The organism is Vibrio sp. 1078-1 (assembly GCF_033340475.1).
Map to the genome: position 1 here is coordinate 99,426 of NZ_JAWOWM010000012.1, position 16,099 is coordinate 115,524.

Below are 16,099 nucleotides of genomic sequence, written 5' to 3' on the forward strand. Positions count from 1 at the left end.
GTTAACGATTGCTATACTTAAACGGTCATCAACACAAGTAAAAGGGATGTTCAATGTTTAAGTTTAAGCAAATCGCACTTGCGGCTTCTTTGGCTGCACTCACAACAGGCTTTTCTGCGTCTGCGGAGGAAACGTTTGTCACGATTGGTACCGGTGGCGTAACAGGGGTTTATTATCCGACTGGTGGCGCTATTTGCCGCTTGGTTAACAAATCGCGAGAAGATCACGGTATCCGTTGTTCGGTAGAAAGTACTGGGGGATCGATTTATAACATCAACACTATTCGTGCTGGCGAATTGGACCTCGGTATCGCGCAATCAGACTGGCAGTATCATGCTTACAAAGGAACCAGTAAGTTTGAAGAAAGCGGGCCTTTTAAAGAGCTACGCGCCGTATTCTCCGTTCATCCAGAACCGTTTACTGTCGTTGCACGTAAAGACGCGAACATCAAAACTTTTGATGATTTGAAAGGTAAGCGCGTTAACATTGGTAATCCTGGTTCTGGTCAGCGAGGTACTATGGAAGTGCTAATGAACCAGTATGGTTGGAGTAACGACGACTTTAAGCTTGTCTCTGAGTTAAAAGCAGCAGAGCAATCAAAAGCACTTTGTGATAACAAAATTGATGCGATGATTTATACCGTTGGTCACCCAAGTGGAGCGATTAAAGAAGCCACTACGTCGTGTGATAGTAATATCGTAACGGTAGCTGGACCTAATGTAGAAAAACTGGTTGCAGACAACAGCTTCTATCGTGTCGCAAATGTCCCAGGTGGTATGTATCGTGGCACAGATAGTGATGTTCAAACCTTTGGTGTGGGCGCGACGTTTGTTTCTTCTACTGCGGTACCAGAAGATGTGGTTTATAACGTGGTTAAAGCGGTATTTGAAAACTTCGATGATTTCCGCCGTCTCCACCCAGCGTTTGCAAACTTGAAGAAAGAGGAAATGGTAAAAGACGGTTTATCTGCGCCTCTTCACCCAGGTGCGCTCAAATACTACAAAGAAGTAGGGCTGATTAAGTAAGCGTTACTTTCTCTTATTATTGATGTAAAACGCCATCTTTCTCGAACAATGCCACTTGTTTAACTGCGAGTGGCATATTTCTATTTCTCGTCATCCTGTACAGCGACGAAGGAGCGTGATATAGGATCTTCCATCCGAGCACTTTGTGATCAAAATGGTTTCATTAGCCGCTCAGTGTAGTGTTATTAGATTCCTAACCTCGCTGGAGTGACACAAAAAATCGTTAAGCTACCTGCATTAATCTTTCGCGCTGGTGTTTTTGTAGGATTGTTATCCACTTGTACAAGTTTTGCTTAAACATAAACATCAATGAAAAAGTAGATAGTGATGAGAATAGAAGAAAGAGCAACAAACCCTTTAACATGATTGGGATTCAGTTGACGAGAGACACGAGCTGCAAGATACCCACCTACCAACGTACCGACCAAAACAACACTACCTGTGTGCCAGTCAATGGAGCCATTGGCAACAAAAATCACGATAGCAATGAGTGAAACACACGTAGATACGAGCAATTTCAAACCGTTCATTAAATTAATGTCTTGGTGGCCCGCTACTACCAGATAGCTCAGAACAATAACCCCTAAACCTGCGTTGAAAAAACCACCGTAAGCAGAGACACCAACAAGTAGTAAACCCAACGCGATTGCTCCGAGTATGCCAGCATGTTTGTGCTCTTTCGCGACAGTTTTGATTAGCATTGTTAAACGAGAACCGGTGAGAAAAAGCACGGTGGCAAATAAGAGTAACCAAGGGATAGCTTCCATAAATAGCGATTCTGGCGTGTTGAGCAACAGATATGCTCCGACAGCGCCGCCGACTAAACTGAATGAGACTGTGAACAGCAGTTCATGCTTGTTCTTCATGATCTCTTCTCTGAACCCGACGGCTCCGCTAATGTAACCCGCACATGAAGCATACGTGTTTGTTGCGTTAGCCATAATAGGAGGAACACCAACTGCCAATAGAGCCGGAAAAGTAATAAAGCTTCCGCCTCCCGCTATGGAGTTAATGATCCCACCAATTACGCCAGCAACGAATAAAAGTGCTAGTTCTAAAAGCATAAACAATCCTTGTTATGTTCTTTTTCATTGTTAGAGCTTCAGATGCTCTAACCTACATGCTCTAATGTTCTGATATGAGGTTTACTTTACCCGCTCCAAAACAAAATTGTTCAGTTCTGTAACGTTTTTGATGACATGAACGGCTTTAGTTTGAGAGTACCCCTCGAGGCGAGACATAAAGTCATCATTCCAGAATGCAGGGCATTGCTGAAGAACTTTGTAGCTTTGTAACGTTCCTTTCAGTACCGAACTACCATCAGGCCAACCTTCAGGTTTAATGAAAAGTCCTTTAAGGAGACGTTTCGTCACAAACCAATAGCTTACTGAGTATGGTAGATCAATATAAATGAGAGTATCGGCTGCATCTAAACGAGCGTTGAAAGAGCTGAGCGGTCCAAGGCCATCTATAATCCAACGATCTGAGCTTAGTATATTGCTATGGGCTTCATCAAAAACGTTACGCTCAACGGGATCACCGTTTGGTTTATAGACTATTGAATCTAATTGATGAAGAGGAAGACCGGTAGCCGACGCGATTACTTTACTTACCGTCGATTTTCCACTGCCGGGTTTACCAAAAACTGCTATTTTTTGCATTGTGACCGCCTCCAAGAGAGCTTTTCCCATACGGTAGAGACAGAAAACCCACCGCTATGGGTGGGTTCGATAAATACTGAGCGCATCAAAAAATCCCACCATTCCTATGGAATGATGATAATTCGTAGGTTAAGTTGCGCTAAGTGTGTGTTCATACAATCACCTTTATATAACGACAGTGATTTGTCAATACCATCTGCACAATAAGCGAACGATTTGGAGGGCGGAAGATAAAGCCATCACGATGGATGGCTTTATCTAGGTTGAAAGAGACAGCGATTACTGCTCAACGCTGACTGGCTGTGCTTTAAACTTTTGAATCAGCTTTACGATTAGTGGACTTGCCAATACCAATACAGCTAAAACAGTAAAGGTAAGGGTAATAGGACGCTCCCATAGGAAACTCAGTTCTCCATCTGAAATCATTAATGCGCGGCGTAAGTTCTCTTCCATTAATCCTCCAAGGATGAAGCCCAGCAATAAAGGTGCGAGCGGGAAGTTAGCGAGCCGAAGTGCAATGGCAGCTATAGCCACAATCAGCATCACGAACACATCCATAGTGTTAAAGGAGACCAAATAAACCCCGGTGATTGAGAAGAATAAAATCATCGGTAGAAGCACCGTTCTTGGAACCGCCAAAAGCTTTGAAATATACGGAATCAACGGTAAGTTCAGGATCACAAGTACGATGTTGCCGAAGTACATGGAAATGATCACTGACCAGAACACATCTGGGTGTTCAACAAATAGGCGAGGGCCAGGCTGGATACCATAAGCGATCAGCGCACCGAGCATTATTGCTGTTGTACCAGAACCCGGAATACCAAGCGTTAATAGCGGTACAAATGAACCACTAGATGCTGCATTGTTCGCAGACTCTGGCGCAACCAAGCCACGGATACTGCCTTTACCGAACTCATCCTTTTTCTCTTTAGGTGCGAGGTTGCGCTCCATACCATAGCTTAAAAAAGCAGCAATAGTTGCCCCTGCGCCAGGAAGAACGCCAGTGAAGAAACCTAATATTGAAGAGCGAATTGAAACAGGCGCAACATCTTTGATTTCTTCCTTGGTCACTTTCATTGAGCCAATGTTGCTCAGCTTTTCTTGTTCTTCATCGCTGGTGTCTTTTGATGGTTTAAGAATGCCCATCAGTGTCTCACCCAGTGCGAATGTCGCCATTGCAAGCAACAAGAAGCTAAAGCCATCCATTAAATCCGTTAAACCGAAGGTAAAGCGTTCAACGCCTACGCCTTTATCGATTCCAACTGTAGATAGCATCAAACCAAGAATGGTCATCATCCACGCTTTGATTACCTGACCTTTCCCCGCAAAAGCCGCGACTGCTGATAACCCAAGTAGCATCAACGCAAAATAGTCCGACGATTGGAAGCTAAGGGAGACGCTAGCCAATGCTGGTGCGGCAACAAGCAACATAATGGCAGATAGCGTACCGCCAGTGAAAGACGAATAAGCTGCCAAAGCTAATGCTTTACCTGCCTGGCCTTTTTGAGCCATTGGGTAGCCGTCGAATGCTGTGACCACGGTTGAAGAACAACCCGGCGCGTTAATTAAAATCGACGATGTAGAACCACCAAATACCGCACCGTAATAAACACCCGCCATTAAAATAAGGCCAGAGGAGGGCTCTAGGCCATAAGTAATTGGGATCATCAAAGCAATGGCTGAGATCGGCCCAAGTCCAGGTAACATGCCGATAAATGTACCGACGAAGCAACCAACGATCACCATCATAATGTTCATTGGCATTACTGCGGTGGATAAACCTTGTAGAATTCCATCTAACATAATTCAGTCCTTTCTTTGACTACCAGATGGTGAAAATCAAACCCGGTTCGAGATAGATGTCCAAACCTTGAGTGAGTAATAAGTAGAACGCGATCACGAATGGAAACGACGCGCCAAACAGAACGGGTTTACGTCTTTCCCCGAGCAGATAAAAGCCAGCCAATAAAAAGAAACCAGTAGCTATCACAAAACCTAGATAAGTCAGGCCCACTCCGTAGAGCGCCATTAAAATTAAAAAGGCAATCAGTAACTTCCAATTGAAGGTCAGCACTGCGCCACTTTGTTTGTCTGGTTGTCCTGTCACCAGCAATAGCAAAGAAAGGCCGACACCAACGTAAGTCAGGATGGTTGGCAGAGTACGTGCGGTGAATGGTTCATACTCATCACCTGGAAACAATGGAATTTGCGAGGTTTGATAACCGTAGCAAAGACAGAAGAGTAGAAAGATCATTGCGCCGACGCGGTCACGACAGAGCAAATACTCTTTGGTGAAAAAGTTGGTTGAACGAGGCATATTCAACTCCTAACAAAAGTAAAAAAGACCGCATATGGACGTCAATGAATAAACTAAACCATTAACAATTAAGCATTTCGCTGCTAGTCGATCCGCTTTGGGTATATAAACAAAGGAGTGTGCATGCCGATTGTCGACAATGTCCATATGCGGTGAAACTTAGAGTGCAAATACAATGGGGAAATACCAACCTACGTTATTCATTGAGGTTGGTATCTGAGGGACCCCAATTCGACTGTTACTTCAGGAAGCCTAACTCGCGCATTAAGTCACCCATCTGTTGCTCTTGATCTTCAAGAAACGCGAAGAATGCTTTATCCGCTTTATAGTTGTCGATCCAACCATTGCGGTCTCGAACGACTTGCCATTCGTCGGTGTTATACATTTTAGTAAATGCGGCATTCCATTCATCTAGCTTTTCTTGGCTTGTGCCTGGTGCTGCAAAGAATCCACGCCAGTTAGCAAAGACAGTTTCATTACCATATTCGGTGAGAGTTGGAATGTTAGGCGCAGCTTCTAAACGTTTTGGCGCTGTAATCGCTAACACTTTCACTTGCCCAGACTTAGACATTTCGAGTACTTCACCTAGCCCTGTAGAGAGCAGTTGTGTTTCGCCTGAAAGTAGGGCAGCCATGGCTTTTCCACCTGCATCATAGGCAATGTAACGAACTTTGCGCGCATCAAAACCTTCACCTTTGAAAGCTGCTGCTATAACCAAATGATCCATAGAACCACGAGCAGAGCCACCAGCAACCTTCACCTTACGTGGGTTTTCTTTAAAAGCTTTAACGACATCTTCCCAAGAGCTGTAAGGAGAATCGGCTGATGTAACAATGGCGCCATAATCGGCAACCGTTGCGGCAACAGGAGTCAAGTCGCGGAAAGATTGTGGGAAGATCCCACTGAGCGAGCGAACGACGATCGGTGTTGAGTTCACCATGAGTGTATCTTCTTGACGATCAGCCGTTTCAATCAAATGTGCGATTGCTTTGCCACCGCCGCCACCAGATAGGTTTTGAAATGATACGGTTTCGACGATGTCTGACTTTATTAATACATCACCAGTACCTCGGGCGGTCATGTCCCAACCGCCACCGGCACCTCCAGGGATAAGAAAGTGCATTTTTTCAATATCTGCAGCAAGAGCGTTGAATGAAAATGAAGCTGCGATGATTGAAGCGGCGAGCGTTGGTTTGAGTACCTTTAACATGTTCACGTTCCTTATGTTAGCGACTCTATTTAGTTGAGCCTTATTGTTTTTGCTCAGTTGTCATGCCTTGTAAGCGTTAAAGCTGAACTTGGTGTAAAGGTTAATTAAGTGTTAAATATCTGTCTGTAAAAGAGATATAAAGAGAATATTGAGCATTTCGGTTATTTTGTTCATAAAGTTCACGGCGAGAAGTTGGTGTTAGGTCACGCGGCTTTACGCTTTGGTAGGCCATAATAAAATGACGGAAAATGAACGAGGAAAAGAGAATGAAAGGGACGTGTTTGTGCGGCGCAATTGAAGTCATCGCTGAGGTTAAAAATGAGGTTAGCCTGTGCCATTGCTCTATGTGTCGAAAATGGTCGAGTGGCGCACTTCATGCGGTGCATTGTGGGCCTAACGTGACGTTTAAAGGTGGCGAACCTAAACGTTATCAGTCGTCAGACTGGGGAGTGAGGGGGTTTTGCGGTGAGTGTGGCACAAACCTTTTCTACCATTTGTTGCCGACAGGTGAGTACATTCTTTCCGCTGGTTTGTTCGATAACCCAGATTTCAAACTCACTTTAGAGATTTTTACCGATGAAAAGCCAGCTTATTATGACCTCAATTCCGCTTCACAAAAGATGACTTCGCAACAAGTCTTTGATCAATTTGTACCTAAAGAATAGTTTTTTATCCGATTATTGTTCGACAGCTGAGCTTTTAGTTTTTAGATCATAAGCTTAAAGGTTTATAAGTTGTCGACAATATGAACTCACCATTCTTTATTTCTGCTAAAAAAGGCACTTAATGGGCATTTTAGGCCCATTTAAATTACGACCTTAGTCTAAATTGTCGACAATTTACTTGATTGTCGACACTTTGATCGACTACTTTATATTCAGGTTAAGAAATTGTAGACATTTCGATGTCGGTAACAAGAGTATCTGAATATGAACTCTGAGTTGAAAGCTCGTTGTAAAGTGCTGGGTTCTGAGAAAGAACACACCAAATCCGAAACGCTGACCGAAACACTGATTGAAGTCATTGTTAATGGCGATGTGAAGCCTGGCCATAAGATATCAGAGCCTGAGCTAGCAAAGAAATATCAAGTCAGTCGTGGGCCTTTGCGTGAAGCATTGATGCGCTTAGAGGGGCTAGGGCTCATCGAGCGAATTCCTCATGTTGGGGCCAGAGTGACCACTTTTTCTCCGGAAAAGCTGATAGAACTTTATGCCGTTCGAGAAGCATTGGAAGGCATGGCAGCAAGGTTAGCTGCGCGACACATTACGCAAGAAGAGCTCTTAAGCTTGGAAATGCTATTGTCGACACATTCCAAGCATATAGACCAAATGGAAGGCGCGTCTTACTTCCATCAACATGGTGACTTTGATTTTCACTATCGCATCATCCAAGCGAGCAGAAACAGTAAGTTAATATCTCTGCTGTGTGATGAACTCTATCACTTATTACGGATGTATCGTTACCAGTCGCCACGTGCGCAATCTCGCCCGAATGAGGCGCTCACCGAACACAAATTCATTTTGGAAGCCATTCGCAATCGCGATGAAGAGCTTGCAGAAATGTTGATGAGAAGACACATATCAGGAAGTCGAAAGCTCATCCAATCTCAAATTATACATACAGAAAGTTTAGACAAAGACTAGAAGGAATTCGTCATGAGCTTAACACCGGGAGCGAAATTCAGACTCGCCATTGAACAAAATAATCCACTACAAATTGTCGGCACTATAAACCCGTATTGCGCCATGATGGCAAAAAACTTGGGTCACCAAGCGATTTACTTGTCTGGTGGCGGTATCGCAAATGCGTCATACGGATTGCCGGATCTCGGTATCACAACATTAAACGACGTTTTGGTTGATGTTGACCGCATCACTAACGCATGTGATTTGCCTCTTTTGGTTGATATCGACACGGGTTTTGGCGGTGCATTTAACATTGCTCGCACGATCAAAGCGATGGAAAAAGCAGGCGCGGCAGCGGTGCACATGGAAGACCAAGTCGCACAGAAACGTTGTGGTCATCGTCCGAACAAAGCAATAGTCAGCCAGCAAGAGATGGTTGATCGCGTAAAAGCCGCGGTTGACGCACGCAATGATGAAAGTTTCGTGGTTATGGCTCGTACAGACGCGCTAGCTGTTGAAGGCATGGACAGCGCAATCGAGCGTGCGATTGCGTGTGTGGAAGCTGGCGCAGACATGATCTTCCCAGAAGCGATGACCAAGCTGGATCAGTACCTTCAGTTCTCAAACGCACTTGAGCAAGCAACTGGAAAGCACGTTCCTATTCTGGCCAACATTACCGAGTTCGGCGCAACGCCACTGTACGGCTGCGATGAGCTTGCAAAAGCGAAAGTCGATATGGTGCTTTACCCATTAAGTGCGTTCCGTGCCATGAACAAAGCTGCTGAAACGGTCTACAAACATTTGCTAGAAGTGGGTAATCAGGAAGCACTGGTTGATTCGATGCAAACACGTAAAGAGTTGTATCAGCACCTGAATTACCACGACTACGAAGACAAACTTGACCAGTTATTCTCTGAAGGGAAATAGCGGGGGAAAAGCAAAAATAGACGGAAGCCCAAGAAAAAGATAATCGGAATTTATCTCATCTAATAACGTGAAATTCGTTTGGCTAAAAAACCCCAGAGAGGGAAAAGTCAGACAGAAAAGGAGTTCAAACAATGTCTCAAACTGCAGAAAAGAAAGCAGAATTAGGTGGCGCAGGCCTTCGTGGTCAAAGCGCAGGAAGCACAGCTTTATGTACTGTCGGAAAAACGGGAACTGGTTTAACTTATCGTGGATACGATATTACTGATCTTGCGAACAACGCACAGTTTGAAGAAGTGGCTCACCTTCTGTTACGCGGTCACTTGCCGAATCAACAAGAACTTGATGCGTACAAGACACATCTACTCAGCCTTAGAGGTTTGCCAGCCGAGCTAAAACAAGCTTTAGAGTTAATTCCTGCAAGCGCACACCCAATGGACGTAATGCGCACGGGTTGTTCTGTATTGGGTAACCTAGAGCAGGAAATGAGCTTTGAGGAGCAACTGAAAGCAACCGAACGTATGCTAGCCTTGTTCCCTGCCATCATCTGTTACTGGTACCGCTTTAGTCATGATGGAGTGCGTATTAACACCGAGGATCAGACTGAAGATTGCATCGGTGGTTACTTCTTGCGATTACTTACAGACAAAGCGCCATCTGCGCTGCACAAACAAGTGATGCATTGCTCGCTCATTCTTTATGCTGAACATGAGTTTAATGCTTCTACATTCGCGGCACGCGTTTGTGCATCAACGTTGTCAGACATCCATTCTTGTATCACGGCTGCAATCGGTACGCTTCGTGGACCACTTCACGGCGGTGCGAACGAAGCGGCGATGGAAATGATTGAAGATTGGCAAACGCCCGACGAGGCGGAAGCGAACATCATGAAAATGCTAGCCAATAAAGACAAGATCATGGGATTTGGTCATGCGATTTATCGTGAAAGTGACCCTCGCAACGCCTTAATAAAACGCTGGTCCAAAGAGCTATCGAAACAAGTTGGTGATACTCATCTATATGCGGTTTCTGAGCGTGTTGAATCAGTGATGAAGCGAGAGAAAGGTCTGTTCTGTAATGCGGACTTCTTCCATGCATCGGCTTACCACTTCATGGACATTCCAACCAAACTATTTACCCCAATCTTTGTGATGAGTCGTTTAACGGGCTGGGCTGCACACGTTTATGAACAGCGTGCCAATAACCGTATTATTCGCCCAAGTGCCGATTATACGGGCCCAGATCATCAAGAATGGGTGCCTATCGAGAATCGCTAGCGCGAAGGTCAACGAGGGCATTATATGCTTTGGTTGACCACCTCCTTCCTTTGTCATTCTCTCTAACAGAGGAAGGAGAACCTCTCATCACTGTGTTTCTGGAGCAATAGAAAACCTTGATGAAGGCAAGATGTAAAGACTGAATGGAAGCAAACCATGAACACAAATATTAATACCCAATATCGTAAGCCGCTTCCGGGAACTCAACTGGATTATTTTGATGCACGCGAAGCCGTCAATGCCATTTCTCCTGGAGCCTATGAAACACTCCCTTATACCTCTCGCGTGCTAGCTGAGCAACTGGTCCGTCGCTGTGACCCGAACACATTGAAAGATAGCCTGAAACAGTTAATAGAACGCAAACGCGATCTTGATTTTCCTTGGTATCCAGCACGCGTTGTTTGTCATGACATTCTTGGTCAGACCGCTCTAGTCGATTTAGCGGGTCTGCGCGATGCCATTTCAGATCAGGGCGGCGATCCTGCAAAAGTGAACCCAGTGGTTGAGACACAATTGATCGTTGACCACTCTTTAGCGGTTGAACATGCGGGCTTTGACCCTGATGCCTTCGACAAAAACCGCGCGATTGAAGAGCGCCGTAATGAAGACCGATTCCACTTTATCGAGTGGTGTAAAACAGCGTTTGAAAACGTCAGCGTGATTCCAGCTGGGAATGGCATCATGCACCAAATCAACTTGGAAAAAATGTCTCCTGTGGTACAAGCAAAGCAGGGCATTGCCTACCCAGACACCTGTGTGGGTACGGACAGTCATACGCCTCACGTAGACGCTCTTGGTGTTATTGCGATAGGTGTCGGTGGTCTGGAAGCAGAAACCGTCATGCTTGGCCGACCATCAATGATGCGTCTACCAGATATTGTCGGTGTCAAACTGACGGGTAAACGTCAACCGGGCATTACCGCAACGGATATTGTCCTCGCGATTACTGAGTTTCTGCGTAATGAGCGTGTGGTATCTTCATATCTTGAATTCTTCGGAGAAGGCGCACGTGATCTAACGATCGGAGACCGCGCAACGATTTCAAACATGACACCAGAATACGGCGCAACAGCTGGCATGTTTTATATTGATGAGCAGACCATCAATTACTTGAAACTAACTGGTCGAGATGAAGAACAAGTTGCTCTAGTAGAAAATTACGCAAAACAAACCGGTCTTTGGGCAGACGATCTTGATAGCGCCGTTTACGAGCGCGTACTTGAGTTCGATTTATCATCAGTTAGCCGTAACTTGGCTGGTCCGTCAAACCCTCATCGTCGTTTACCAACTTCTGAGTTGGCACAGCGCGGCATTTCTGGAGCGTGGGAAGAGAAAGAAGGCGAGTTGCCAGATGGTGCAGTGATCATCGCTGCTATTACCTCATGTACGAATACCAGTAACCCAAGAAACGTGGTTGCTGCTGGCCTTGTGGCGAAGAAAGCCAACGAACTTGGTCTTGTACGTAAACCGTGGGTGAAATCGTCTTTTGCTCCGGGTTCTAAAGTTGCACGCTTGTATCTGGAAGAAGCGGGCTTATTACCAGAGCTAGAGAAGCTTGGCTTTGGCATTGTTGGTTACGCATGTACAACTTGTAACGGTATGAGTGGTGCGCTGGATCCAAAAATCCAACAAGAGATCATCGACCGTGATTTATATGCGACAGCGGTGCTTTCTGGTAACCGTAACTTTGATGGTCGAATCCATCCGTACGCCAAACAAGCTTTCTTGGCTTCACCACCATTGGTTGTCGCTTATGCACTAGCCGGTACAATTCGTTTTGATATCGAGCGCGATGCGCTTGGCACGGACCAAAACGGCAAACCAATTTATCTCAATGATTTGTGGCCAAGCGATGAAGAGATCGATGCAGTTGTCGGTACTCATGTTAAACCTGAGCAGTTTAAGCAAGTTTACATTCAGATGTTTAAGCTGAATGATCAAGAGCAAAATCCCAACCCGCTGTACGACTGGCGTCCGATGAGTACCTACATCCGCCGACCACCGTACTGGGAAGGTGCGCTAGCGGGAGAAAGAACATTGTCTGGTATGCGTCCATTGGCGATTCTGGGCGACAACATCACCACTGATCACTTATCACCATCCAACGCGATTCTCGCAAGCAGCGCAGCAGGTGAATACTTAGCGAAAATGGGTGTGCCAGAAGAAGATTTCAACTCTTACGCGACTCACCGTGGTGACCACTTAACGGCGCAACGCGCGACCTTTGCTAACCCGAAACTATTTAACGAAATGGTGAAAGAGAACGGTGAAGTGGTTCAGGGTTCTCTGGCGCGAATCGAGCCGGAAGGTCAGGTTGTACGCATGTGGGAAGCGATTGAGACCTACATGAACCGCAAGCAACCACTGATTGTTGTTGCAGGTGCTGACTATGGTCAGGGGTCATCCCGTGACTGGGCAGCAAAAGGCGTTCGACTGGCAGGCGTAGAAGCCATTGTTGCTGAAGGCTTTGAGCGTATTCACCGTACTAACTTGGTTGGCATGGGCGTACTACCACTGCAATTTAAGCCAGGCGTTAACCGCAATACGCTAGAGCTGGATGGTACGGAACTTTACGACGTGGTTGGAGAAATCAAGCCGGGCGCTGATTTAGCGCTGGTTATCACACGCAGCAACGGCGATAGAGTCGATGTTCCGGTTACTTGTCGCTTAGATACCGCTGACGAAGTTCACGTGTACAACGCGGGCGGTGTTCTGCAGCGTTTCGCGCAAGATTTCTTGGCACAATAAGGAGTGCGTATGTCAAATAATACTCCGAATCAAACAAGCCAAATAAAAGTGCCCGCGACGTACATGCGTGGCGGCACGAGTAAAGGTGTCTTTTTCAACCTAGAGGATTTACCTCAAGAAGCGCAAGTGGCTGGAGCCGCACGTGACAAACTGTTGCTACGCGTTATTGGCAGCCCTGATCCTTACGCGAAGCAAATTGATGGCATGGGGGGCGCGACGTCAAGCACCAGTAAAACAGTGATTGTTTCGCGCAGCAGCAGAGCCGATCACGATGTTGACTACTTATTTGGCCAAGTGTCGATCGACAAACCATTCGTCGATTGGAGTGGTAACTGCGGCAACTTGTCTGCCGCTGTCGGTCCTTTCGCCATTCATGCTGGTCTGATCCCACAAGACCGTATTCCAGACAATGGCATTGTGACGGTGCGTGTTTGGCAAGTGAACATAAGCAAAACGATTTTGATTCACGTGCCAATCGTCAATGGTTTCGTCCAAGAAACCGGAGAGTTTGAACTCGATGGTGTCACGTTTCCAGCGGCAGAGATTCAAGTGGATTTTGTTGATCCTTCCGATGGCGAAGGAAGTATGTTCCCAACGGGCAACTTAGTTGATGATTTGGTGGTGCCGGATGTGGGTACGTTCAACGCGACCTTTATTAACGCGGGCATACCAACCATTTTTATTGATGCTGAATCGATAGGATATCAGGGCACCGAGCTGCAAGACGATGTCAACAACGATGACACAGCATTAGCGATGTTCGAATCCATCCGCGCATATGGCGCGTTAAAAATGGGCCTGATTTCTGATTTAGAAGAAGCTCAAACACGCCAACATACGCCGAAAATAGCGTTTGTTTCTAAACCGAAAAGTTACCTGTCTTCAAGTGGTAAAGCCGTTAATGAGTCGGATATTGATGTGCTCGTTCGCGCGCTGTCGATGGGCAAGCTACATCATGCAATGATGGGAACAGCAGCCGTTGCTATTGCTTCTGCTGCGTGTGTGCCCGGAACGTTAGTGAATTTAGCCGCTGGTGGCGGTGAAAAAGAGTCCGTGACTTTTGGTCACCCGTCAGGAACGTTAAAAGTTGGGGCACAAGCGAAGCAAACTGAGCAGGGCTGGGTGGTGCAAAAAGCCATTATGAGCCGAAGTGCGAGAATACTGATGGAGGGATTTGTGCGTGTACCCTTCTATGTCTTCGATTAAAAGAGACGATCTTTGGATTAAAAGAGCGATCTTTGAGTAGAACGAGAGCAATGTCAGGACATACTGGAGGAAGCAATATGTCTTCATACGAAAAAGAATACTTATGGGCGAAGAATGAACCGGAGAGTTTTTGGCGCGCTCAAGCGGAGAATCTCGATTGGTTTGAATCTCCTAAAACTATCTTGAAATCTGATGAAAACGGCATAGAACGTTGGTTTCCAGATGGTGTAATGAATACGTGCTGGTTAGCATTAGATTACCATTGCGAGCAAGGACGCGGTGATAATACTGCACTCATTTATGACTCGCCAGTGACAGGTCGTAAAGCCACGTACACCTATAGCGATCTACGTGACCAAGTAGCAAAAATTGCTGGCATGCTGTCTGCTCAAGGTGTTGAAAAAGGCGACCGAGTCGTTATTTATATGCCGATGATCCCAGAAGCCGCAATGGCGATGCTTGCCTGCGCGCGTTTGGGGGCGATTCATTCCGTAGTATTCGGTGGTTTTGCACCTAATGAGCTTGCTGTACGAATTGAAGATGCAGAGCCGAAAGTGATCATGACGGCGTCGTGCGGGATTGAGATCAACAAAGTCATTCCATACAAACCAATGGTAGACAAAGCCATTATGGACAGCCGTTGGAAGCCTGAGAAAGTGTTTGTTTTCCAACGTCCAGAGTGCGACGCTGAGCTAAACCAAGAAAGAGACTTAGATTGGCTGCGAGAGTACAAACAAGCGCTGCCACATGGTTGTGTTCCGGTGTTAGCAACCGATCCGCTCTACATACTTTATACATCGGGCACGACAGGTAAGCCGAAAGGCGTTGTGCGTGATAACGGTGGCCATGCTGTCGCGATGAAGTACTCCATGAGCGCAATCTATAACATTCCTCAAGATGGCGTCTTTTGGGCAGCATCTGATGTGGGCTGGGTAGTAGGGCACTCTTACATTGTTTACGCCCCACTGATTCACGGTTGCACTACTATCCTATTCGAAGGCAAGCCTGTTCGAACACCGGATCCTGGCGCATTTTGGCGAGTGTGTGATGAATATAAAGTAGATGCGTTGTTCTCTGCACCAACGGCGTTTCGTGCGATTAAGAAAGAGGACCCGGAAGGCGAGCACTTAAAACAGTACGACTTGTCGAATCTGAAAAACATCTTTATGGCGGGAGAACGCCTTGACCCTCCGACACTGGAGTGGGTTCAGAGCAAAGCGGACAAGCCCGTTATTGACCACTGGTGGCAAACCGAGACGGGCTGGGCCATCGCTGGCAACCCGACAGGTGTCGAAATGATGCCAGTTAAAGCTGGTTCTTCGACGAAGCCCATTCCGGGTTATCAGGTCGAAATTCTGAATGAACTTGGAGAGGCTGTCGGGCCTAACCAACAAGGCTTTGTCGCATTAAAACGTCCGCTACCACCAAGTTGTCTGCCAGCGGTTTGGCGTAATCATGACCGTTTTGAAACTGGTTATCTTAGCCAGTTCCCAGGCTACTACGTGTCTGGTGATGGTGGCTATCTGGATGAAGACGGTTACCTGTTTATTATGGGACGTATTGATGATGTGATTAATGTCGCGGGACACCGATTGTCGACAGGTGAAATGGAAGAAATAGTAGGAGGCCACCCAGCGATTGCAGAATGTGCGGTGGTCGGTATCCACGATGATCTAAAAGGTCAGCTTCCACTTGGTTTTGTTGTACTGAAAGACGGCGTCAAAGTGGATGAGCTAGACCTTGAAGGTGAGCTTGTTGGCAAAGTGCGTAGTGAGATAGGTGCAGTTGCTTGCTTCAAGCATGCGTTGGTTGTAGACCGTTTACCGAAAACACGTTCAGGTAAAATTTTGCGTCGAACTATACGTCAAATAGCTGATGGTGAAAAATACACCGTTCCGTCAACGATTGATGACCCAAGTAGCTTGAACGAAATTGAGCGAGTGCTACGACGCTGAGAAAAACTCAATTCTAACTAACCCCTGATCCTCGAACTCTGTAGGTTGGTTCTGCCTCTGTACGTTTATTAAGTACAGGGGCTTTTTTGTTGCTCAAACAGTACAAACGTATCGTGAAAGCATTTGTGACTTGCCAATACGACGTTTT

Annotated in this window: 13 protein-coding genes; 8 read left to right on the plus strand and 5 right to left on the minus strand. The window is 46.1% G+C overall.

From position 1 onward, the window contains the following. Positions 1 to 53 precede the first annotated feature (53 nt). Positions 54 to 1,025, plus strand: coding sequence for a TAXI family TRAP transporter solute-binding subunit (locus R7190_RS19485; protein ID WP_005388171.1), 972 nt, complete (start codon positions 54 to 56; stop codon positions 1,023 to 1,025). 293 nt (positions 1,026 to 1,318) lie between these two features. Here R7190_RS19485 and R7190_RS19490 read toward each other — a convergent pair whose 3' ends face one another. The 5 genes from R7190_RS19490 to R7190_RS19510 form a co-directional block, all read right to left on the minus strand. Beyond that, a complete protein-coding gene (locus R7190_RS19490) occupies positions 1,319 to 2,089 on the minus strand; it encodes a sulfite exporter TauE/SafE family protein (RefSeq protein WP_005388172.1) in 771 nt (256 codons plus the stop codon). A gap of 81 nt (positions 2,090 to 2,170) precedes the next feature. Next, on the minus strand, positions 2,171 to 2,686 hold the full coding sequence (locus R7190_RS19495; RefSeq protein WP_042523759.1) for an adenylate kinase: 516 nt from the start codon (positions 2,684 to 2,686) through the stop codon (positions 2,171 to 2,173). A 279-nt stretch (positions 2,687 to 2,965) separates the two neighbouring features. Beyond that, on the minus strand, positions 2,966 to 4,492 hold the full coding sequence (locus tag R7190_RS19500) for a tripartite tricarboxylate transporter permease (RefSeq protein WP_042523757.1): 1,527 nt from the start codon (positions 4,490 to 4,492) through the stop codon (positions 2,966 to 2,968). A gap of 19 nt (positions 4,493 to 4,511) precedes the next feature. After that, positions 4,512 to 5,006: a tripartite tricarboxylate transporter TctB family protein gene (locus R7190_RS19505; RefSeq protein ID WP_005388179.1), complete on the minus strand. Its 495-nt coding sequence runs from the start codon at positions 5,004 to 5,006 to the stop codon at positions 4,512 to 4,514. A 238-nt stretch (positions 5,007 to 5,244) separates the two neighbouring features. Then, the gene (locus R7190_RS19510) at positions 5,245 to 6,216 is read right to left on the minus strand and encodes a tripartite tricarboxylate transporter substrate binding protein (RefSeq protein ID WP_005388181.1); all 972 of its coding nucleotides are present in this window, start codon (positions 6,214 to 6,216) and stop codon (positions 5,245 to 5,247) included. A 266-nt stretch (positions 6,217 to 6,482) separates the two neighbouring features. On the opposite strand from R7190_RS19510, the gene R7190_RS19515 reads away from it, so the two are divergent. The 7 genes from R7190_RS19515 to R7190_RS19545 all read left to right on the plus strand — a co-directional run bounded on the left by R7190_RS19515 (position 6,483) and on the right by R7190_RS19545 (position 15,951). After that, positions 6,483 to 6,881, plus strand: a complete 399-nt coding sequence (locus tag R7190_RS19515) for a GFA family protein (RefSeq protein WP_017633774.1) — start codon at positions 6,483 to 6,485, stop codon at positions 6,879 to 6,881. Positions 6,882 to 7,145: 264 nt separating this feature from the next. Further along, positions 7,146 to 7,859 (plus strand): GntR family transcriptional regulator, encoded by a 714-nt coding sequence (locus R7190_RS19520; protein ID WP_042523755.1) that lies wholly within the window; start codon positions 7,146 to 7,148, stop codon positions 7,857 to 7,859. Positions 7,860 to 7,871: 12 nt separating this feature from the next. Then, a complete protein-coding gene (gene prpB / locus R7190_RS19525; RefSeq protein ID WP_042523753.1) occupies positions 7,872 to 8,768 on the plus strand; it encodes a methylisocitrate lyase in 897 nt (298 codons plus the stop codon). A gap of 131 nt (positions 8,769 to 8,899) precedes the next feature. Then, the gene (prpC, locus tag R7190_RS19530; RefSeq protein WP_005377283.1) at positions 8,900 to 10,042 is read left to right on the plus strand and encodes a 2-methylcitrate synthase; all 1,143 of its coding nucleotides are present in this window, start codon (positions 8,900 to 8,902) and stop codon (positions 10,040 to 10,042) included. 156 nt (positions 10,043 to 10,198) lie between these two features. Beyond that, the gene (gene acnD, locus R7190_RS19535; protein ID WP_186585008.1) at positions 10,199 to 12,790 is read left to right on the plus strand and encodes a Fe/S-dependent 2-methylisocitrate dehydratase AcnD; all 2,592 of its coding nucleotides are present in this window, start codon (positions 10,199 to 10,201) and stop codon (positions 12,788 to 12,790) included. Positions 12,791 to 12,799: 9 nt separating this feature from the next. Further along, positions 12,800 to 13,996 carry a 2-methylaconitate cis-trans isomerase PrpF gene (gene prpF / locus R7190_RS19540; protein ID WP_186585009.1) on the plus strand — a complete coding sequence of 399 codons (1,197 nt, stop codon included), beginning with the start codon at positions 12,800 to 12,802 and terminating at the stop codon, positions 13,994 to 13,996. Positions 13,997 to 14,073: 77 nt separating this feature from the next. Further along, the gene (locus R7190_RS19545; RefSeq protein WP_186585010.1) at positions 14,074 to 15,951 is read left to right on the plus strand and encodes a propionyl-CoA synthetase; all 1,878 of its coding nucleotides are present in this window, start codon (positions 14,074 to 14,076) and stop codon (positions 15,949 to 15,951) included. The last annotated feature ends 148 nt before the right edge of the window (positions 15,952 to 16,099 follow it).

Bases quoted from the DNA above. Each gene is read 5' to 3' on its own strand.
- R7190_RS19485 (WP_005388171.1), top strand. From the start codon at position 54: ATGTTTAAGTTTAAGCAAATCGCACTTGCGGCTTCTTTGGCTGCACTC.
- R7190_RS19490 (WP_005388172.1), bottom strand. From the start codon at position 2,089: ATGCTTTTAGAACTAGCACTTTTATTCGTTGCTGGCGTAATTGGTGGG.
- R7190_RS19495 (WP_042523759.1), bottom strand. From the start codon at position 2,686: ATGCAAAAAATAGCAGTTTTTGGTAAACCCGGCAGTGGAAAATCGACG.
- R7190_RS19500 (WP_042523757.1), bottom strand. From the start codon at position 4,492: ATGTTAGATGGAATTCTACAAGGTTTATCCACCGCAGTAATGCCAATG.
- R7190_RS19505 (WP_005388179.1), bottom strand. From the start codon at position 5,006: ATGCCTCGTTCAACCAACTTTTTCACCAAAGAGTATTTGCTCTGTCGT.
- R7190_RS19510 (WP_005388181.1), bottom strand. From the start codon at position 6,216: ATGTTAAAGGTACTCAAACCAACGCTCGCCGCTTCAATCATCGCAGCT.
- R7190_RS19515 (WP_017633774.1), top strand. From the start codon at position 6,483: ATGAAAGGGACGTGTTTGTGCGGCGCAATTGAAGTCATCGCTGAGGTT.
- R7190_RS19520 (WP_042523755.1), top strand. From the start codon at position 7,146: ATGAACTCTGAGTTGAAAGCTCGTTGTAAAGTGCTGGGTTCTGAGAAA.
- prpB (WP_042523753.1), top strand. From the start codon at position 7,872: ATGAGCTTAACACCGGGAGCGAAATTCAGACTCGCCATTGAACAAAAT.
- prpC (WP_005377283.1), top strand. From the start codon at position 8,900: ATGTCTCAAACTGCAGAAAAGAAAGCAGAATTAGGTGGCGCAGGCCTT.
- acnD (WP_186585008.1), top strand. From the start codon at position 10,199: ATGAACACAAATATTAATACCCAATATCGTAAGCCGCTTCCGGGAACT.
- prpF (WP_186585009.1), top strand. From the start codon at position 12,800: ATGTCAAATAATACTCCGAATCAAACAAGCCAAATAAAAGTGCCCGCG.
- R7190_RS19545 (WP_186585010.1), top strand. From the start codon at position 14,074: ATGTCTTCATACGAAAAAGAATACTTATGGGCGAAGAATGAACCGGAG.